Below are 20898 nucleotides of genomic sequence, written 5' to 3'. Positions count from 1 at the left end.
CTTTCCGCCCGCCACGTATTAACAAAAAAACGGCAAGCTCCTCTCAGAGAGAGGAACTGCCGTTTATTTGGATAGGTGGACCCGATCAGTTGGTCTTGGCCGCCATGATGACGTCCCGGCACTCGTCGGAGCAGAAGGACTGATGGATCTCTTCGCACTCTTCGCAGCAAACATGCTGTTTGTTGCAGGTCGGGTTGGCGCAGTTGATATAGCGGTCATGCGTTTTGCCGCAGTGGATGCACTTGGCGATCACGACGTCCTCTTCCGTACGGTTGATCGGCACCGAAATGCGCTCGTCAAAGACGTAGCATTTGCCGTCCCACAAATGTCCTTTGACTTTAGGGTCCTTGCCGTATGTTACGATGCCGCCCTCAAGCTGGGCAACATCCTGAAAGCCTTCTTTGATCATGAAGCCGGTCAGCTTCTCGCAGCGGATGCCGCCAGTGCAGTAGGTCAGAATTTTCTTGTCCTTGAACTGGCTCATATTGTTGCGAATCCACTCCGGAAATTCGCGGAACGACTCGACATCCGGACGGATGGCGCCGCGGAAATGTCCGATTTCGTATTCATAGCTGTTGCGGCCGTCCAGGACGATGACGTCATCCTGCTGAAGCAGCTCATGGAACTCTTCCGGAGACAGACGCTTCCCGCCGATGACGTTGGGATCAAGCGGCTCCTCGTAACGGAACGTGACGAGCTCTTTCTTGTGACGGACAAACATTTTCTTGAACGCATGGCCTTCCGACTCATCGATCTTGAAGACGATATCAGAGAACAGCGGATTCGCTTTCAGGTCGTTCATATACTTCTCGGTCTGTTCCACGGTGCCGGACAGCGTGCCGTTGATGCCTTCAGAGGCGATCAGAATGCGGCCTTTGACGCCCAGATCTTTGCAATACTGCAGATGCTCCGCAGTGAACTGCTCAGGATCAGGGATGTTGACGAATTTATAATATAACAAAATACGGTATTCTTGCTTCGTTGTCATTGCTTCTTCACCTGTTCTTGTAAATTTACCTTATATATTGTAGATGAACAGGGCATACATAGTCAACTTGAAAGTATAGTAAGTAACCGGAGGATTCCTAATAGCTTAGCTGAAAGACGCCATTTCGACGCGGCCTATAGATGAGAATGAATCCGAGAAATACTGGAAAATGCTCCGTCTGCCTGCGCAAATTTAGGGGGCGGCTATCCTTCTCGTTGGAGGAATAAAAAACCAAATATTATATTGCGTATCGTAACGGTATATGATATTATGGGTTCACGGATCCGAATCAGCCGAAGATGGAAGGTGCCTCCCCTTAAAGAACGACGCGGCAGCGTCGGATATCCGGAAGTCCGATGCAGCTGTCCATGGAGTAAGCTTTCCTTCGGCATGATAAGCCATCTTGAGTCTAACCGTATTCAGCAGCGCCGCGTAATACGACAAATCAAGCATGCAAAGGAGATGTTCTCTTATGAAAAAAGTGCTTTATGTGCCGCTGGACGACCGTCCTGCCAATTTGGATGATGTAATCGTGCAGGGGAGATCCGCAGGGATCCAGCTGATAGTCCCCGACCGGGAGGATATTGCCAATCGCCTCGATTCCAAGGCCGTGGCCGAAGGCGGCCAGCTGGTGAGCACCTCATCGCCGACGTACGGAAAGACGCGGAATATCCGCCGTTTTATCAGGGAACATGCCGCTCAGGCAGACGGATTTATCATTTCGACGGATATGCTGGCCTACGGAGGGTTAATCGGCAGCAGACGGCTTCGTTCAAGCGCGGGTGGCGCCTACCCTGATTACGACCCCGAGACTACCAAACTGCTGGACGTCGTTCGGGAAGTGAAGCGGGCCTACCCGCGTAAGCCGGTCTATGTGCTGGATACGATTATGCGGCTGGCGACCACGGTGTTTGTGGAAGGCCTGACCCAGGCTGCATACGATGAAGCCAGAGCCTTTGCCCAGCAGCCGCGGGCGGTCGCAACCACGTTCGAGGGCATTTTGGGAGGGTATGACACAAAGCCCGACGGCACTTCGTTTGGAGAGCCAACCCTTTTTGACAAAGAGCAGTACTATAATGCCAGAAGGCATAAATTCAAGACCAACCGATATATCATTGAAAGGCTCGTCCGTGAGGGATACGTGGATTTTCTCGCAGTGGGGGTGGATGACTCCTACACCCAAGGGGTACAGGCTAACGAGATTGCTTACCTGGAAGCCTTTGTGAATGAGCATTTGGGCGGCACCGGCGGCCAGAATCCGGACAAAGCGATTATACTCCCCGATGCCGATGCGCTGGGATACTCGCTGCTGGGCCGGATGGCGAAGGAGCTTCACCAGTACAGCTCCCGTCCGAAATACGGCGTCAAATATTTTGGGCCGGACGGGTCGACCATTGTCAATCCTTACGAGTATATGAGCGTGCACGAAAATATCCGGCATCATGTGGACATCGTCGGCGGGGAGTTCGTTGACACGGCAGCCTATAATATCGAAATCGTGGCGGTGACCAGCGCCAGCGAGATCGGCGCCGCCGTGAGCCGGATGGAAGCGAACAGCGCCGGCCGGATCCCGACGCTGGTGATTGATTTTGTCGGGGGAGGCGCCGCTGATGCGACCGTAACCGAAGCGCTGCTCGACAGCGTGTCCACCGGACAGCTTCTGGGATACAGCGCGTGGAACACGGCCGGCAACAAAATCGGTATGGCCCTCGGCATGGCCCAGGCCCGATTCGTATACCTTGGCACGGAGAAGCGGCCGCCGGCGCTGCAAGAGGCAGTGAATGCACACGGATCGCTGCTGTTCAAGCGATTCCTCAAGGACTACTACTATAAGAAGATCACGATTGCCGAAATTCGGACGTACTCGCGGGCACACACTCTATACTCCAACGTACCGTATGCGGATCAAAACATTCGCCTGTTTAACTCGCCGGAAGACTATAAGGTTCTGGTCGAGATGCTTCGCGAACGCATGCAGGCGAACACGGAGGCGCTGGCTGCCAGAAAGGCATTCGAGCTCGGCGTGTCGCAGAACGTGTGGCGGATCAAACCGTCCGGATGGTCATATGCGACGTATGCTTGCGCGACTCTGGACTACGACAATCCGGCATTCATTTGGGAGCGGGCGTTTGAGATTACGCTGGGGCCGGAAGTGACGCTGAAAGAGTGCTAGGGCGGGAAACGACTGGCGGCTCGTGGGGGCTGCAGGCATCCGGTGCCAGAGCGAGCACGGATACAACCGCATAGCTTGCTGACGTGCAGAACAAAAACAAAGCCCGGGGATTCCGGGCTTTTTTCTGTACGGCTGTGAGCGATGTCACCCGGCAACCCGGGATCACTTGATGGCCCCGGCCGTTATTCCGCTGGCGATCTGCCGCTGGAAGAACATGTACATCATCAGGACGGGGACGATGGTGATGAGCAGACCGGCGAAAAGGGGGCCCCATTCGGTACGGTACTGCATCTGGGCCTGCATCATTGCGATGCCGACAGGGAGGGTGTAGTGCTTCGGATCGTTGACCAGAATCGTGCCGATAATGTATTCGTTCCAGATGTTCAGGACGTTGACGATGCCCACGGTAATAAGCCCCGGCTGCGAGAGCGGCAGCATCACCCGGAAGAAGATGCCGAAGTAGGAAGCTCCGTCCATGGCGGCGGCTTCTTCCAGCTCTTTGGGCAGGCTTTTGAAAAATCCGACGAGCACGAAAATGCCAAACGCAATCAGCGTAGAGGCATACACCAGGATCAGCCCTAAAGACGAATTCGTCAGATGCATGGAGTTCATCAGGAAAAAGAGCGGGATGAGCGCCAGGCTGAACGGGATCATCATGGAGGCAATGTAAAGCAGGAACAGCGCCGTGCTTCCCCGGAACGGGTAGCGGGCCAGAACGTAGGCGGTAGTGGCCGACAGCAGCAGCCCGAGCAGCGTGGAACCGATCGTCACCACGACGGAGTTCAGGAAGTAATCACCGAAGCTGAACTCCCGCCACACGTAGCTGAAGTTGCTCCACAGCAGCGGAAAGTCCGGCAGGGACCAGGGCATTTTGCGGAAAAATTGGTCGTTGTTTTTCAGCGAGTCCAGCAGGGTCCACAGCAGCGGATAAATCACCGATATGCCCCACAGGATCAGGATGGCGTAAAACACGATTTTGACCATCGGATTGGAAAGGCCTGATTTCATTATTTGTTCCTCCTGTGCCTAGAAAAATCAGCTGATTTCGATCGTTTCCTGGCGCAAGAGCCGCTGCAGGATGATCGTCGTGATCATCGATAAGACCAGAATCAGCACGCCAATGGCCGCACCATAGCCAAAGTGGTACTGCGTGAAGGCCATTTGATACAAGTAGGACCCCATGACCTGGGTGGTGTTGTCCGGCCCGCCGTTCGTCATAATCATCACGATGACAAAAGAGCCGTTGAGCGTGGTCATCATAATGTTGAGGATGGACACCTTCATCTGTTCCCAGATCAGCGGCAGCGTGATATGGCGGAATTGGTGCCACTGGCCAGCGCCTTCAAGGCTTGAGGCCTCGTAGTAGGATTCCGGTATCCCCTGGATCGCGGCGATCAGGAGAATCATATAAAAGCCGATGCCGGCCCAGATGGCGGGCGGAAGCAGCATCCAGATCGTGTGGCTGGTGAAGCCGAGCCACGTAATGTCCACTTTGTCTTTGGTGAACAAGGACAGGAAGGAGTTCAGAAAGCCGATTTGCGGATTATAGATAAAATTCCAGAGGACGCCGATGACGACGACGGAAATGACGTTCGGAATGAAAAAAATCGAGCGAAAAAAATTGGCGAGCCGAAATTTGAAGCGGGTCAGAGCGACCGCAAAAAACGTCGCCAGAATCATGATGCCGATAATTTTGCCCGCGACGAGAAAATAGTCGTTGCCCATCCCGATCCAGATGATGGGGTCGTGAAGCATCTCCTTGAAATTGTCCAGGCCGATAAACGTTTTATTGTCCGAGGAGCCGGACCAGTCATACAGCGAGTAATACATCGCCTGCAGTACGGGGTATACCGTAAACACGCAGAAGAACAGGAACGTGGGAATGATGAAGGTTGCGATAAACAGGTTGCGCTGCCAGGCGTTCGTCCCCAATTTCATCTTCGTTCTCCCTGCCTTTCACCTAAAATGTACGGAGGATAACAGAGAGCGTTCATCCCCGTCATCCTCCGCGTTTCCTGCCGGTCTATCGCATTATTTCTTCACTTTCTTGGCGACGTCCACGACGCGCTGTACCCACTCTTCCGGCGTGATTTTGCCGATGGTCAGGGCATCCGTGGCATCCTGCATCGCCTTATCCACGTCCGCGTTAAAGGTAATGGACGGAACGACGACGGTGTTGGAATCGGTTAAATACCGCGCTGCATCTTTAACATGGCTTGGCGCGCTGGAGCTGCTGATGTCGCCCTTGATGTTGGACGGAGCGCCGCTCAGCTCGGCCCACTGCGAAGCCTGGGCTTCGGAGAAGATGAACTGCAGGAATGCTTTGGCTGCTTCCTTGTTTTTGGCGTTCTTGGCGATCGCCACGTTGGCGGTGGAAGTGTTGGCGACGACTTTGCCGCCTGAATCCTGCGTCACCGATGGAATGAAGCCGAAGGAGAATCCGCCCGGGACGTCCTTGGCCATTTCGTTCGGCAGCCAGAGGCCGTTCGGGATGAAGGCGTCTTTGTGCTGCAGGAACAGCATTTGCGAATCCGTGTGGTTGATCTGGATGGAGGCTTTGTCGATAAAACCTTTGTCGCGAAGCTCGACGATTTTGTTCAGTGCGGTCAGCACGGCGGGCTGCTGGAAGGCTTCCACTTTGGAATCAGCCATGTCCTGCAGAATGGAAATATCGTTGTTGTTGGCAGATACGATCGCCGGGTACAAAATCGCACCGTTGATGTAGTACGGATATTTGCCGGTATGGATAAACGGAGTCACACCCGCCGCTTTGATTTTGTCGCTGACGGCCAAGAAGGACTGCCAGTCTTTGGGCTCTTCCCAGCCTTTTTCCTGGAAGAGGGCTTTGTCCCAGAACACGCCCCAGGAGTTCAAAACGAGCGGGATGTCGTAGACCTTGCCGTCAAACAGCTGCGGCGGCTGCGCCAGAATGTCGCTGATTTTGGTGCCGTCGATGTTCGTGGCGTCCTTCATCCAATCCGTCAGGTCCTCCAGCTGGCCGTCCTCCACCATTTGGCGGTCGTTCAGGTTCGGTCCGTCAATATACACGAAGTCCGGCGGATTGCCGCCGACCCAGCGGGGCTTCATCTGGTCGTTGATTTTAGGCCCGCCGCTTTCTTTAACGTTCAAATCGGGGTTGGCCGCTTTAAAGTCGGCGATGACCTTTTTCCACCACTTGTCGCCGTAGCCGCCGACGAAGTACTGGATTTCAAAGTCTCCGGTCAGTTTTTTGGTGCTGTCATCGGTCGTCGTGTTCGAGCTGGAATCGGTGTTGGTCGTTGTGGCGGTTGTTGAGGAGGACGCGTCTTCGGTTTTCGTCGAAGTGGACGAGTCCTTGGAGCCGCATCCGGCCAGCGGGGCGACGATCATCAAAGCCGCAAGGCTGAGTGCCGCCAAATGTCTCTTGAACATCATAAAAGCTAACCCTCCTTAAGTGATTGTGCAACGCCATAGTGGTTGTCTATCTTGGATTACAGCGCCTAAAACCATCATAAGGATTCGGGGGGAGAGGCTCTATTGAATATCTTCCATGAATTCTTTGTTATTTTCTGTTCGTGCGGAAAAAAAGGAGGATAATCTTCTACTTGGGATGAGGAGGGAAAATGTGAGGTTGTGGAGCGGCCCCGTCGCAGTGCTGCTGGGCCGCTGCCGCTTTCCCCTTACTCCGTTCCATGGACCTCCTTCTGTACCTTCTCGGCGTAACGCTGCAGCTCGTCCAGAGCCTCCTTCGGCGAGACGTGGTCGTGCAGGACCGCGTCGCCCATTTTCCGTGCGGTATCCATGATCGACTGCCATTCCGGCTGCTGGATCGGATAAAAGCTGGATTTCCGCAGCTCCGCCAGGCGCTGCTTCACCATAGGATCCGCTGCTGACAGCTTGGCTCCGGCCTCCTCCATCACGGGCAGGAAGCCTTCCTGCGCGATGATTTCCTCATACACCGGGCTGGAATACAGATAATCCAGGAACGCGGAGAGCGCCTCCTTGTTGGTATGGTCTGTTTTGAACGAGACCAGGTTATCATGCACGCCGAACAGGAGCGGCTTGCGGCCGTCCTTGACGGGAATAGGGCCGGTGCCCCACTTCAGATTCGGGAACTCTCTCGGCATGACGGTGCCGAAATAATTGCCCGAAATCATCATCCCCAGTTTCCCGTCCCCGACGATGCGCTGCTTCTCGTCCCGGGTGGTGACGGTCGGCTCGGGATCGGTTAATCCTTCGTCGTACAGGTCCTTCAGAAAGGCCAGGCCCTCGACGTTTTCCGGCGAATTGATCGTCCATTTCCCGTCACGGAACCACCCGCCGCCTGCCCCCAGGAAGAAATAAGAGAGATAGGCCTGGATTTCGTTATCGCTCAAATCGACGCCGAAGCCGTGGGCCTTGCCGGTGTTTTTGATTTTGAGGGCATCCTTTTTCAGCTCCGACCAGGTGGCCGGTGCTTCGGATATGCCAGCCGCCTCGAAAAGGTCCCGATTGTAATACATATTCCGGGTGGACGAAACGTACGGAATGGCATACTGCTTGCCGTCCCATTGGTCGAGCTTCATCAGGTCCGGATAAAATTTCCGCTTCAGCTCCGGCGAAATGATCTCGTCCATGTCGTTCAGGAGGCCGTCCTTCGCAAAATGTGTGTACACGTTCGTGTTCAGCAGGTCCGGCGGCTGATTTTTACTGATCATCGTAGTATAGATGCCGTCGAGGATGTCCCAGTTGGCCACCTGCAAATTGATGACGATCGACGGGTTCTTCAGCATGAAGTCCTGCACCAGGCTTTCGAGCAGGGGCCGTGTCTCCGAGCTGTACTCGGAGGCGACAAAATTGATGAGCGCAGTCTGCTCCTCCGGCGGCTTCATCACCGGGTTGGCATCTTGCGGGCCGGAGCAGGAGAGAAGGAGCGCCGGAATGCCCAGCAGGCAGAGGGAGATCCCGGCAAGCCGGGTCAGAAAACGGGAAGTCATCGGCTCTCGCACCTTTCGTTGGTTATTGTTTATTTATCGATAAATGGAAAGAGGAGTTTCTGGTTTTCCGGGGAATACATGTTGGCCTTGGTGACGACGATCGAATTGGTGTAGGTTTCCGGCTTGACCTTTTTTCCGTTGATGAGGTCGAGCACGGTTTGTACGCCCAAATATCCGATGTTAAAAGGCTGCTGCACGACGGTCGCGTTCAGGGTGCCTTCCTCGAGCAGCCGGATTTCGCTGGCGGACGTGTCGAAGCCGATCAGCTGGACAAGCCCGGTCCGATGGGCTTCCTTGACCGCTTTGGCGGCGCCGAGGGCTGCGGATTCGTTCAGCGTGATGATGGCGTTCATGTCGCGGTGGTCCCGGATCAGCGTCTTGGCGATCAGGTACGAACGCTCCTCGGAATCGGAGCAGTAAAACGTGCCATAGATCGCCGAGGACGAGGCCTCAAGCGCTTGGCGGATGCCCTTTTCCCGCTCGGCCGATACGCCGGACGTCACGAAATCGCTGATGATCACTGCCCTTAGCGAACTGCCGGTCTGCTCCAGCGCCACTTTGCCGGCCTGGACGCCGGCAGTGACATGATCGTTCGACACGAAGGCCGGCGGCGATTTCAGGCTGAGGGGCGTATCGATAATGACGAGCGGGATGTCCTCATCCTGGATGTTCTTGAGCTCGTCCATAATGCGGTCGTCGTTGATCGGGGCGACGACGACGGCCTGCGGCTTCTGCTTGAGGACGCCCTTCAACAGCTGGAGCTGCGACTCGGCGTCCGTCTCCTGCAGCGGGCCGGTGATGCTGATGCTGGCCCCGGCCTCCTTGGCGGCCGCTTCGGCCCCGGCGCTCACCGTCTGCCAGAATTCGGAGCGGATGTTGTGCTCCTTGAGAATCACCGTCACGCTTCGCTCCTGAGGGGGCGTCGGAATAAACAGCTTGAAGTACAGGATGATGTAGACGCAGGATATGACAAAAATGATGGCCAACAGCAGCGTGGCACGTTGTATGCGCATGGGTGTTACTCCTTCATTTTGGGGATGGTGATGGTGACGCAGGTCCCTTCTTCCAGCTCGCTGCGGATTTGGATGCCGTACGTATCGCCGAAGTACAGCTTCACGCGCTCGTTGACGTTGGCAATCCCGATGCCGCCGGATTTCGTCCGGCCGGACGTCCTGTCCTCCGGCGGGTTCCAGATGCGCCCGATTTGCTCCTCCGTCATGCCCAGCCCGTCGTCCTCCACTTCAAATTGGATCATCTGGCCCAGGTCGCGGGCCCGGATGACGATTTTCCCCGGTTCGGGCTTGTTGCGGATGCCGTGATAAATGGCGTTTTCCACAAAGGGCTGCAGCAAAATTTTGAGCGTCATGAAACCTCTGATTTCCTCCGGCACGTCGATGTCGTATTCCAGCTGCTCGTTGTACCTCATCTTCTGTATAAGCAGATAATTGGTGATATGCTCGACTTCCACCTTGATCGGCACTAGCTCCTTGTCCTTTGTAATGCTGGCGCGGAACAGTTTGGCCAAAGCCGAGGTCATCAGGACGACTTCCTCGTGCTTCTTTTGCTCGCCCATCCATACGATCGAATCGAGCGTGTTGTACAGGAAGTGCGGATTGATCTGCGATTGGAGCAGCATCAGCTCGCTTTTTCGTTTGTTCTCCTGGTTGTGGATGATTTCCTGCATCAGGTTCTTGATCTGGGCAAGCATCAAATTAAACGACCGTCCGAGCTGGCCGATTTCGTTCGGCTGGTCGATCTTCGTGCGGATATTGAAGTTGCCGCGCTCGACCTTTTTCATATCCCGCTGCAGTATGCGTATCGGCTTGGACATGCGGTATGACAGCACGAGCGACAGCAGCAGGGAGAAGAGGATGCCCATGATGGCGTACAGCAGGATGGACCTGCGGATCGTGCCTTCGTTCGCGATCAGGTCGTCCGCATAGGCCACCCCGACGATTTTCCAGCCGAAGTTCGTGTCATGCACCGAGTAGATGCGCTTGCCCTTGTCGTCGTTGATCGTGAAGGAGGTACCGCTCTTGGCAGCGGTGACCTTGGCGATCTGCTCCGTGCGCAGGTTGCTGTAGATCAGCTGCTGCTGCGGGTGGTAAATGATGTTCCCGTTCTGGTCGACGATGAATACGTAGCCCTTTTTGCCCAGGTTAATTTTGCTGCAAATATCGTTGATGATGCTCAGGTTCAGGTCCACGAGAAAAATACCCTCGCCCCGGATCCCGTCCGTGCTCTTCAATTCGCGGCTGAGGGAGACGACCCACCGGTATTCGTTCTGGATGACGTTCTGCACGTGAGGCGGCGAAATGACGGATTGTCCGCCCTTGCTCTTCGCTTCCTTGTACCAGGACTGGTCCTCCAGCTTGGTGTTCGGGTTGAGCAGGGTAATCCGGCGGTCGGACACGTAATGGCCGTTGTATCCGAACACCATGATGGCTGAGATATCTTTGCGCGAGTACAGGATGGCCTGGAACAGGTCGGAGATGCGCTTTTCGTACGGCCGCCGGTCGCTTGTGCTGATAAACGTGTTGTTGGAGATGTAATACTTGACGTCTTTGTTGGTCATGGCCAAGAGGCTGATATTTTCCATGTTGTCGATGTAAGACTGGATGTTGGAGTTGACCTGCGTGATGATTTCCTGGACGTAGCTCTCCGAATTGGTCTCCATCGCGGCGACCGACAGGTTGTAGCTGTTCAGGCTGATGACCAGGACGGTAATCAGGATCAGGCAGGAGAAGGTGAAAAAAATGCTCGACTGAATGCTTTTAAACGGCAAAAAAGGAAGGAGGGAGGCGCGCTGTCTGGTCATGGCTGCGAACTCTCCTTGGCCTGCCTGTCGCGGAATTCCCGCGGCGTCATGCCCGCATGCTTCTTGAACAGGATGCTGAAATAGTTCGGGTCGTTGTAGCCGACCTGACCGGCGATTTCGTAAAATTTGAGTCCGGTGTGTGCCAGCAGCTCCTTGGCTTTGTCCATTCGGGTCCGGGTCAGGTACTCGACGAAGGTTTCGCCTGTATGCTGCTTGAAGACGAGGCTGAAGTAGCTGGTGCTCATCAGGACGTGGCGGCACAGGTGCTGCAGCGAGATATCTTCATCGGCATAATGCGTCTCGATGTAGTCGACGGCCTTGCGGATCTGCATGCGGGTCAAATGATGGCGGTTTTCGGCAACGGCGTTCATGACGGAGGTGACCGTCTCCGTGAGCCAAGCTTCGATCTCGTCGAGCGTTTTGTATTTGTAGACGTCGGTCAGCAGGATCGAGCGCGATTCGTGCAAGCCCAGCTCCTGAATGGTGTTCATGAGGGAAAGGATGACCTTTTGGATGTGAAAAATGCATGAATCCATCGGTTCCATGCCCTGTTTCAGGTCGCAGACGAATTCCCGGATCAGCTGGCGGATTTCCTCCAGGGAGCCGGTCTTGACGGCGGAAGCCAATTGGCGGTCCCAATCCGCACGGAGCGTCCCGGCGAGGGCGGGCCGGCCCTCCATGTCCAGCAGGCTGATCACCCGGTTTTTGCCGAGCAGAAAGCGGTAATCCAGCGCGGAAAGGGCGCTTGTGTACGATGCGGGAAGCTGCTGCGCTGCCTGTACTGCTTGTCCGACGCCGATGGTAACGGTGAATTTTAAATATTTATGAATGTAGAAGCGTGCTTCTTCGGCCACCCGGAACGCCTTTTCGTACACATCGGTATCCTCGGCGCCGTCCGAGACGATCAGCGCGATGCGCTCCTCGCGTGTGCGGAACAGCAGCAGGTCCTCGCGGAGGGCGATTTCCTCGAACACATTGTAAGCGGCATAGCGTAGAATTTCCGTGTCCTGGCCGCTCTCGCTCTGCAGGGAACGGGAGCCGAAATCGTCGATATCAGCCACCATGGCCAGGCACGGCGAAGCCAGCGGTGTCAGGCCGAAATAGCGGAAGCGCTCCTGTGCTTCCTCGGCTTTCATCCCGGTAACGACGAGACGCTCCAGGAAGCGCTCCTTTAGAAGCGGCAGGCTCTGCTTTAGCTGGCTGTAGAGCCGGCTGAAATCCTCGCGCCTGCGCGTCTCTTCGTCCATCTCGGTCTTGACCTTCAGAAGCAGCTCGCGGATTTCCTGGGCAGTAATCGGTTTCAAAATAAAATCGGAAACCTTGAGGCGAATGGCCTGCTGCGCGTATTCGAACTCGTCGTAACCGGTCAGGATGATCATTTTGATATGCGGATATTTGGAGCCAGCGGCGGCCGTCAGCGCAAGACCGTCCATAAACGGCATGGAGATGTCCGAAATGATGAGATCCGGCATGTTCAGATCGATCGCCTCCAGCGCCTCGCGGCCGTTGGCGTAATCGCCGATCAGCTCGAAGCCGAGCTCCTGCCAGCCGATCGTTCGCTTCAGCCCGTCGCGGACAACCGCTTCATCGTCGACGATGAATACTTTGTACATGGTATGCCCCCTGTCTTTTGTTCGATGCCGTAAGGCTTCCGGACCCAGGGCCCTTGTTCACAAAAGCGTAATAATGCTGGAATAATTATACTGTAAAAGCGGATTTGTGGATATGGGGAATGTGCGAGTCAAAGATGGAACGTCCGAATTGCCGTATTTTGACATGATGCCAGCTCTATGCTTTAATATGAAAATATTAAGCCGGGACGGGAGGTGAGAGAAACATGGCAACGATCAAGGATGTGGCCAAGCATGCCAACGTATCGACGACGGTCGTCTCCAAGGCGCTGAACGGGTATTCGGACGTGAGCGAGGAGACGCGGAAAAAGGTGCTGAAAGCGGTCGAGGAGCTGAACTACTCCCCCAACATGCTGGCCAAAAATCTGAAGCAAAAAGTCACGAAATCGATCGCGCTGATCTTCTCCAATTTTGAGGGTTCAAGCGGCAAGGACGGCGTGCTGTTTCAGATGATGACGGGGATTTTCGAGGCGGCGTCGCATTACAATTACGAGGTTTTGCTGTACACACGGAACCTGTCGGAGCAGCAGGACAAGTCCTATTGGCAGTTCTGCAAGGAGCACAAGGTATCGGGCGCGGTTATAACGGGACTGAAGACGACCGATCCGTATTTTCAGGAAATCGTGGACAGTGATTTTCCGTGCGTCGTGATCGACGCTGACATTACGGGAAGCCACACCAGTTCGGTGATGACGGATAACGTCGGGGCGGCTCAGGCGGCCATCCAGCATCTGGTCGATCTCGGACACCGCCGGATCGGCATGGTCAACGGCCATAATTTTGCCGTGGTCAGCAACGAGCGTTTGAAGGGTTACCGACAGGCATTGCAAGCAAACGGCATCGAATTCGATCCAGCGCTGATCGTTAACGGCGATTATACAGAGGAGTATGCCTATGGTTCTGCAGAGTCCTATTTGCAGGATCATCCGGACGTGACGGCCGTTTTCTTCGCAAGCGATCTGATGGCGATCGGCTTCATGAACCGCTGCCGCGAGCTGAACGTCCGCATACCGGAGCAGCTGTCCGTGATCGGGTTTGACGATATCGTGCTGTCCAGCTACACGTCACCCAAGCTGACGACAGTAAGGCAGGATTTTAAGCGGATGGCTATGACGGCATTCGAGCAGGTCATTCATCTGCTGGAGCACAATGGCACAGGAAAACATTTGAAAATTCCATTTCAAGTGGTTGACAGGGAAACGACGGCGATGCTATAATTTGCACGGAAGCGCTTTCAAATCTTCATATTTTTTTGTGGTGATCGAAATCGATTTCGGATCAAGGGTACCAATGCATTTCACCTTCATGCCAACAAGGAGCCGACAGGCCAACCTGCAGGGAGGGTGAATATTTTTTTCAAGGTTCCGAAATCGATTTGGGACCGCATCAGTACTCATTTTTTAGGTGATTGGGTTGCACGGCTTTCATATCGTTTCCAGTGAAAAAACAGGGAGGTCTATCCAATGAAAAAATGGTCTGCAAGTGTTGCGTTTGTTCTGCTGTTCAGCGTCATCCTGAGCGCCTGCTCATCCGGCTCGGGTTCCAAGGGAAACGACAGCGCCCAGGGGAGCGGTTCCTCTGATGGCGGCGGGTCCGGCAAGGTGGTTGAGCTTAAATTTACGACCTGGGGAGAGCTGTCGGCCGATTCGGTAGAGAAAAAGCTGGCCGACGAGTTCAATGCATCCCACCCGGGCATCAAGGTCACGTTTGAGCCGGTTCCGGGAGACGGCTATGCCACGAAGCTGACGACTTCGCTGGCGGCGGGGCAGGCACCGGACGTCTTTTTGATCGGTGAAGGGGATTATTTCAAATACGTCGACAAGGGCGTGGTGGAGCCTCTGGATGAGTACATCAGCCAGGACAGCTCCTTCAAGACGGATATGTTCCAGCCGGATCTGCTGAACATGGGCAAAATCGGCGGCAAGCTGTACTACCTTCCGAAAGACTTCAATCCGCTCGCTTTATGGTACAACAAGCGCATGTTCGACGCCGCCAAGATCCCTTATCCGACCGACGACTGGACCTGGGACGACATGATCAGCGCAGCCAAGAAGCTGACTCAGAAGGACGGCAGCGGCAAAATCAAGGAATTCGGCTTTAACGCAACCAAATGGGAATATCCGATTTACATATACCTGTGGCTGAACGGAACCGACATCGGCAATGAAGACGGAACGAAAGCGGAAGGCTTCATGAACAGCGAGAAGACGGTGGCAGCCATGGAAAAATACGTGGCGCTGGCGCAAGGCGACGACCGCGTATCCCCGACGCCGCAGGACACCGAGACGCTGGGTGGGGACTCGTCAATGTTCATGACCGACAAGCTGGCCATGATGATTACCGGACGTTGGGTCAAGGGGGATCTCGACAAATCCGACGTGAAGTACGGTTCGGCATTGATCCCGAAAGGGGCAAACGGAGAACGCGCAAGCATTATTGCCGCCGCCGGCTGGGCGATGAACGCAAACGGCAAACACAAGAAGGAAGCGTATGAGCTGATGAAATGGCTGTCCGGCACCGAGGCGCAAAAGGCCCGCTCCGAAAAGGGTCAGGTGCTTCCGGCTACCGTTGCGGAGCTGGATCAGGTCAAGAGCACGGAAGTGGTCGACAAACCGGTCATCGAAATGATGGATTATGCCAAAAAGCCGATATCCATGCGTTCGGCGAATGCGCCGACCTTTACGGAGGAATTCAATAAGGCGGTTGAAAAGGTGCTGCTGAATAAATCCACGGTGAAGGACGCCCTGGATGAGGCGGCCAAAAATGTGGACAGCAAGATCGCGAAGTAAGGATGACACAGGAAGCCATGAGTCTGAGTCCCTGATTCATGGCTTCCTCCTTCGTCGAACATCCGGATGCAACAGCCCGTGCCGCATCAGCCGGGCGCCATCCGTACCATCAAGGAGGTTACTTTATGCGGAATTCACGATCGGAAAGGGCGGGATACCTGTTTATTCTTCCTTGGTTTCTGGGCCTGCTGCTGTTTACGCTGGGTCCGATGCTTTTCTCGTTTGTTCTGTCCTTCAGCAAGTGGGACATCATTACCGGCATCGGATCGATCGAATTCGTCGGCCTGGACAACTTCAAGGCGATTTTTCACGATGAGCTGTTCTACCAGTCGCTGAAAGTCACCTTCATCTTTGCCCTCGTCTCCGTCCCTTTATATCAGATTGTCTCTCTTCTCATCGCGCTGCTGCTGAACATGCGGACCCGGGGCATGAAGCTGTTTCGCCTGATCTATTTCATGCCGTCGGTCATTCCGGCCGTAGCCGTGTCGATGATGTGGATCATGATTTTCAATCCGGAATACGGCATATTGAACCGGGCGCTGGGATGGTTCGGCATTCAGGGACCGGCCTGGTTGCAGGATCCGAGCTATGCGCTTGGGGCGCTGATCGTCATGGGCATCTGGGGTGTCGGCAACACGATCATCATTTACCTGTCCGGGCTGCAGGGCGTTCCCGAGGAGCTGCATGAGGCGGCGCAGCTAGACGGTGCGGGAAGCATCCGCCGCTTTTTCAGCGTGACGATGCCGATGATTTCCCCGACGATTTTTTTCAATTTGATCATGGGGATCATCGGGGGCTTTCAGTACTTCACCCAGGCCTTTGTCATGACAAATGGAGGCCCGCTCAACTCAACGCTGTTCTACAACCTGTATTTATATAACAAGGCGTTCGTGAACTACGAAATGGGATATGCTTCAGCTTTATCCTGGATTTTATTTGCGATCATCCTGTTCTTCACGCTGATTGTCATCCGCAGCTCCTCCATGTGGGTGTACTACAACGGCGATGACGACCGGGATTAAAAGGAGGGATCGCGTATGCATACGGCAATTCGAAAATGGAGTTTGTCGCGGATCCTGACGCTGCTGCTGCTGACTGCGGGCGCTGCGATCGTACTGGTGCCGCTGCTCTGGACCGTATCCACCTCGCTGAAAACGCCGGCCGAGGTCTTTCAGGATTCGTTCTTCCCCAAAACGTGGAAGTGGGGGAACTACCGGGACGCAGTGACCGCGGTGCCGTTTTTTCTGTTCCTGAAAAACACGGTGCTGATCCTGATTCCGGTCATGATCGGAACGGTGTTTACTTCAGCCCTGTGCGCATACGGCTTCGCTAGATTCAAATTCAAGGGCAAGCGCTGGCTGTTTCTCGTGCTGCTGGCGACGATGATGCTTCCGGGCCAGGTGACGATGATTCCGATGTTCATCATGTTCAAGGAGGCGGGCTGGGTCGATACGTTCCTGCCGCTGATCGTTCCGTCCTTTTTTGGCGGGGGCGCCTTCAACATCTTTTTGATCCGGCAGTTTATGCGGGGAATTCCCCGGGACCTTGATGAAGCCGCGTATATGGACGGGGCCAACCGGTGGAGCATTTTTACGCGGATCATGCTTCCGCTGAGCAAACCGCCGCTTATCGCGGTATCGATTTTTACCTTTATGGGCGTGTGGAACGATTTCCAGGGGCCGCTGATTTATTTGAACTCGAACGAAAAATATACGCTGGCCCTGGGGCTGTCCATGTTCAAGGGGCTCTATAACGTCGAATGGAACATGCTGATGGCCGCTACCGTGCTGATCATGCTGCCGGCGATCATCGTGTTTTTCTTCCTGCAGAAGTATTTCATCGAGGGGATTTCCCTCTCGTCCGCGATGAAGGGCTAGCCTTCGCGAAAGACCAATACACAAGAAGAAGAGGAGATTCCGAATGATAAAGCAAAGCAGCAGGCATCCATTCCCGATTTATTTGACGGCGGGTGAATATATCAAGGCGGTTGGTACGCAGGACGGCTATTTCCCCGACTTTGGACATCACGTTGCCGGTGAAATGGGAGGAGTATGGCTTCATCCCATCAAGCTGCTGGACGGCTTCTGGCTCCGGCTGACCGATCACCGCCGGAACATTTCCGTCTGGTCCAAGGCGGACGAGTTCATCAATCATCCTTGGGGCGCGGAATTCCGTTACGATCATGGCCTGGGTCATATCCCGGTCTCGATGAAGCGCGTCCAGTTTGCGCCTGACGAAGAAAAGGGCATGGTCGTCCGGTACGAAATCGTAAACTATGCGGCAGAGGAAACGGTGCTGGAGCTGGAAATGCTCTTTCGCTCCGATCTGCGCCCGGTGTGGTTTTCGGAGCAAATCGGTATCGAGGACGGGGAAGAGGACCGGTTTGAAGCAGTGTCGGAATCGGCCCTGATTGCCAAAGACAGCGGCAGCGAATGGTACGTGATGGTGGGGGCTGAAATGCCCGGCATCGGATCGGTCCAGATGACCACAGACCGTTCCCTGTTCGGCCCGGAGCGGACCGCAGGCAACGGTTCCGGGGCTTCGCTCACCGCTTCTCTGAAGCTTGCGCCAGGCGAAACCTTTGCTTTTCACGCCTTTATCGCAGGCTCCTACACATCCCGGGACGAATGCATCGCCACGTTCGACCGTCTCAAGCAGGAGCATGAACGGCTGTTTGAACAAAAGCTGCGCCTGCTGGAGAGCATCGACCGGAAATCCAAGCTGATCATCGAGGGGGAAGATGAGCTGAATGAAATCTTCTCCTGGACCAAATGGAATACGCAGTGGCTCGTGCAAAAGGTCGATTTTATCGGGCGCGGCCTGACCGCGGGCTCCCCGCATTATCCGTGGTGGTTCGGCTGCGACAACTCCTACTCGGTGCAGGGACTTGCCGCTGTGGGGGATTTTCAGCTCGCCAAGGATACGGTAGATATCCTCAGAAGCATTTCGCAGGAAGCCAACGGTAACGGACGCATCGTTCACGAAATTACGACGATGGGTGTGGTTGCCAACCCGGGGAATACGCAGGAAACCGCCCATTTCATCACGATGATCTGGGATCTGTTCACCTGGACCGGTGACCTGGAGATGCTGAGAGAGAACTACAACATTTGCGTGCAGGGTATGGATTGGCTGCTGCATGAAATGGACCCGGACGGCGATCTGTTCCCATCCGGCTACGGAATCATTGAAATTTCCGGCCTGAATATGGAATTGATCGATACCGCTGTGTATTCGGCGCAGGCGGCCGGAGCTCTCGCCAGCATGAGCGTGGCGCTGGGCGAAAGGCAGCGGGCGGAGGCGTACGAAGCGCTGGCAGACCGGATGAAAAAAGCCATCAACCGGGTATACTGGTCCGAGGAGGACGGCCTATACGCCGATGCGGTCGCTCCGAAGAGTGACATTGTGCCGAAGCTCGACCATCTGGTGTCCGTTGCGGAGAAGCACGGCGTCCAGGGTTACCGGGACGTTCTGAACCGGGTGCTGGGCCGGGTGCAGGATGAGCAGGAAGACCGCGGCTGGCTGCTGAACAAAAACTGGGTGATCGTGACCCCGATGGAAACCGGGATCGCGGAGCGGGAGAAGGCGGTCCGGGCTCTCGGCAACATGAGAACGGAGGAATTCATCGGTCCGTACGGCACATACCTCTCGGGGGTATACCGGACCGAAACGATGACGATATCTACGGGCGTGCACGCCGTGGCAGAGGCGGTATACGGCTTTGCCGATGAGTCGCTTGATCTGCTCCGGCGGATGATGCGCACGTTCTCGATGGCTCTGCCGGGCTCGATGAACGAGATGTCGCCGGATTACGGCTGCGCAGTCCAGGCATGGACGCTGTATGCGATGGCCGTTCCGCTGATCCGCCACTACTTCGGCGTCAAGCCGCATGCGCATCTGAATACCGTGCACATTGCGCCGCTCATTCCGTCCGTCTGGGATGGAAAAAAGATGACGCTTCAGCAGCTGCATATCGGCCAGGCAGTGATCGACCTGGAGTTCCGCTCCGAGGCGGGACGGCTGCATGCCGATATCGCGAATCCCGGCGGCCTGAAAGTCATCCTCGAATGGGCCGGCCAGACGGTGATCCGCGATGAGCCGCATATTCGGGTGACACTGTAAGCAGGCGGCAGCACCTCAGAGCGCTGTAAAGTCGATTAGAAACAGACCATTCCCAGCAATGGTTACGCAGGGGAAAAGAACAGAAGGCCCGGGATATGACCCCGGCCTTCTGTTTTTGTTTTTTTTTCAGGGGAGGACATCGGAATGGTGCACCATAAGGCTTCACGACGATTGAGAAAGGAACATATGTTTGATAGGATAGAAATTAAACCGTCTAGACAAACTTAAGGGTTATCGAATAAAACGTGGGGGATGAGCGGATGTATCAGTACATAGATGAGGAATACGTAAAGGTGGATTTTGGCCAGGCCGATCTGAAGGAAGGGGAACTGAAGGGATGCACCTTCCATCAGTGCAGCTTTCGCGGAGCCGCGCTGGATGAGGTCTGGACGACCGGCTGCCGGTTTATCGAATGCGACTTTGGGGGAGCGACGCTGAACGCTTCTGTCCATGCCCGGTCGGCGTTTACAAACTGCCGCTTTGCGGGAGCCAATCTGTTCGTAAGCAAGTTTGAGGATTGCAAAATGACGGGCAGCGACTTCTCCGGCGCATCGCTGGACGGCATCACAATCCAGGGCGGGGACTGGTCGTACACGAACCTGCGGCACGCCAATCTCGTCAAGCAGCAGCTGCGGGGCATCCGTTTTGTAGAGGCGGACTTGTCCGAATGCAATCTGCAAAAAGCGGATCTCCGTGAGGCGGATTTGAGCGGCGTCCGGCTGGCGAAGGCCGCGTTGAACGGTGCGGATCTCCGGGGCGCGAAGCTGGACCGCTTTGATTTCCGGTCGATCGACCTCACCGGGGTGCGGATCGACCTGGAGCAGGCGGTCGGTGTAGCCCGGGCCTACGGCGCCAAGGTGGACTAAGGACTTCGCCGAGACTGCCGCCGATGGCCGCTCCGTCCTAGAACCGCCTGTACATGCCGACCGATGCCGGCGCCGTCTCCTCGAAGCCGAACTGCCGGTACAGCCGGTCGGCCGGCACATCGGCGATCAGGCTGACATAGGCGGTGGGCGGAGCGTTATGGTCCAGGTAGCCGGTGATTTCGGCCATGATCCGCTTGCCCAGGCCCTGGCCTTGATGATCGGGATCAACGGCGATGTCCACGACGTGGTACATGCAGCCGCCGTCCCCGATGACACGGCCCATGCCGATCAGTTTCCCTTCCAGGCGGAGGGTCACGATGAAGAGGGAGCCCTGAAGTCCTCTGCGGGAGGCCTCGATGTCCTTGGGACTGAGACCGGCTTTTACCCGCAGCTTGTTGTACTCCTCGGCTTCCGGGACACCATGTCCTAGCTGAATGTGTGAATTCATCATCTCACTCCTTTGCTCCCAAGTATATCTGAAGCTATGGAAGGTGTCACCGCTCAACGGACAAGCAGGCGACTTGCTTACACCGCTGTGCCCGGGAGCCGCCAATCC

At 55.5% G+C, this 20898-nt stretch carries 16 protein-coding genes; 7 read left to right on the top strand and 9 right to left on the bottom strand.

The genetic code is table 11. The annotated features are described in order from the left end of the window. Positions 1-85: 85 nt before the first annotated feature. Positions 86-988, bottom strand: coding sequence for an oxygen-dependent tRNA uridine(34) hydroxylase TrhO (trhO, locus tag BCV73_RS19750; RefSeq protein WP_076169690.1), 903 nt, complete (start codon positions 986-988; stop codon positions 86-88). 472 nt (positions 989-1460) lie between these two features. Between trhO and BCV73_RS19745 the strand changes: the two genes are divergently transcribed. After that, a complete protein-coding gene (locus BCV73_RS19745) occupies positions 1461-3161 on the top strand; it encodes a DUF4127 family protein (protein WP_089548286.1) in 1701 nt (566 codons plus the stop codon). A gap of 162 nt (positions 3162-3323) precedes the next feature. Here BCV73_RS19745 and BCV73_RS19740 read toward each other — a convergent pair whose 3' ends face one another. From BCV73_RS19740 to BCV73_RS19710, 7 genes are all read right to left on the bottom strand, one after another. Further along, the gene (locus BCV73_RS19740) at positions 3324-4169 is read right to left on the bottom strand and encodes a carbohydrate ABC transporter permease (RefSeq protein ID WP_089548285.1); all 846 of its coding nucleotides are present in this window, start codon (positions 4167-4169) and stop codon (positions 3324-3326) included. Between the two features lie 27 nt (positions 4170-4196). Further along, a complete protein-coding gene (locus BCV73_RS19735; RefSeq protein ID WP_089548284.1) occupies positions 4197-5099 on the bottom strand; it encodes a carbohydrate ABC transporter permease in 903 nt (300 codons plus the stop codon). 93 nt (positions 5100-5192) lie between these two features. Next, the gene (locus tag BCV73_RS19730) at positions 5193-6575 is read right to left on the bottom strand and encodes an ABC transporter substrate-binding protein (RefSeq protein ID WP_089548283.1); all 1383 of its coding nucleotides are present in this window, start codon (positions 6573-6575) and stop codon (positions 5193-5195) included. Positions 6576-6820: 245 nt separating this feature from the next. Beyond that, a complete protein-coding gene (locus BCV73_RS19725) occupies positions 6821-8116 on the bottom strand; it encodes an ABC transporter substrate-binding protein (RefSeq protein ID WP_089548282.1) in 1296 nt (431 codons plus the stop codon). A gap of 29 nt (positions 8117-8145) precedes the next feature. Continuing rightward, the gene (locus BCV73_RS19720) at positions 8146-9129 is read right to left on the bottom strand and encodes a substrate-binding domain-containing protein (RefSeq protein WP_089548281.1); all 984 of its coding nucleotides are present in this window, start codon (positions 9127-9129) and stop codon (positions 8146-8148) included. A gap of 5 nt (positions 9130-9134) precedes the next feature. Next, a complete protein-coding gene (locus BCV73_RS19715) occupies positions 9135-10934 on the bottom strand; it encodes a cache domain-containing sensor histidine kinase (protein ID WP_089548280.1) in 1800 nt (599 codons plus the stop codon). Continuing rightward, positions 10931-12547 (bottom strand): helix-turn-helix domain-containing protein, encoded by a 1617-nt coding sequence (locus tag BCV73_RS19710; protein ID WP_089548279.1) that lies wholly within the window; start codon positions 12545-12547, stop codon positions 10931-10933. Before BCV73_RS19710 ends, BCV73_RS19715 begins: the two co-directional genes overlap by 4 nt. A gap of 224 nt (positions 12548-12771) precedes the next feature. Here BCV73_RS19710 and BCV73_RS19705 point away from each other — a divergent pair, with 224 nt between their 5' ends. From BCV73_RS19705 to BCV73_RS19680, 6 genes are all read left to right on the top strand, one after another. Then, complete coding sequence (locus BCV73_RS19705) at positions 12772-13782, top strand: LacI family DNA-binding transcriptional regulator (protein ID WP_089548278.1); 1011 nt, start codon at positions 12772-12774, stop codon at positions 13780-13782. A 246-nt stretch (positions 13783-14028) separates the two neighbouring features. After that, positions 14029-15354, top strand: a complete 1326-nt coding sequence (locus BCV73_RS19700; protein WP_089548277.1) for an ABC transporter substrate-binding protein — start codon at positions 14029-14031, stop codon at positions 15352-15354. A 125-nt stretch (positions 15355-15479) separates the two neighbouring features. Then, on the top strand, positions 15480-16376 hold the full coding sequence (locus tag BCV73_RS19695) for a carbohydrate ABC transporter permease (protein ID WP_076169700.1): 897 nt from the start codon (positions 15480-15482) through the stop codon (positions 16374-16376). A 15-nt stretch (positions 16377-16391) separates the two neighbouring features. After that, entirely contained in the window at positions 16392-17231 is an 840-nt protein-coding gene (locus BCV73_RS19690; protein WP_076169701.1) for a carbohydrate ABC transporter permease, read from the top strand. A 43-nt stretch (positions 17232-17274) separates the two neighbouring features. Continuing rightward, positions 17275-19476, top strand: coding sequence for an alpha-L-rhamnosidase-related protein (locus BCV73_RS19685; RefSeq protein ID WP_089548276.1), 2202 nt, complete (start codon positions 17275-17277; stop codon positions 19474-19476). Between the two features lie 260 nt (positions 19477-19736). Further along, on the top strand, positions 19737-20342 hold the full coding sequence (locus tag BCV73_RS19680; RefSeq protein WP_076169703.1) for a pentapeptide repeat-containing protein: 606 nt from the start codon (positions 19737-19739) through the stop codon (positions 20340-20342). Between the two features lie 37 nt (positions 20343-20379). Here the strand turns inward: BCV73_RS19680 and BCV73_RS19675 are convergent, their stop codons facing one another. Next, positions 20380-20790, bottom strand: a complete 411-nt coding sequence (locus BCV73_RS19675) for a GNAT family N-acetyltransferase (RefSeq protein WP_076169704.1) — start codon at positions 20788-20790, stop codon at positions 20380-20382. Between the last annotated feature and the right edge of the window lie 108 nt (positions 20791-20898).

The sequence above is a fragment of the Paenibacillus sp. SSG-1 genome, assembly GCF_002224835.1.
In the GTDB taxonomy this organism is placed as follows: Bacteria; Bacillota; Bacilli; order Paenibacillales; family Paenibacillaceae; genus Paenibacillus_AQ; species Paenibacillus_AQ favisporus.
Note: the sequence above shows the minus strand (reverse complement) of the source record. Positions and strands in the feature narration are given on the sequence as shown.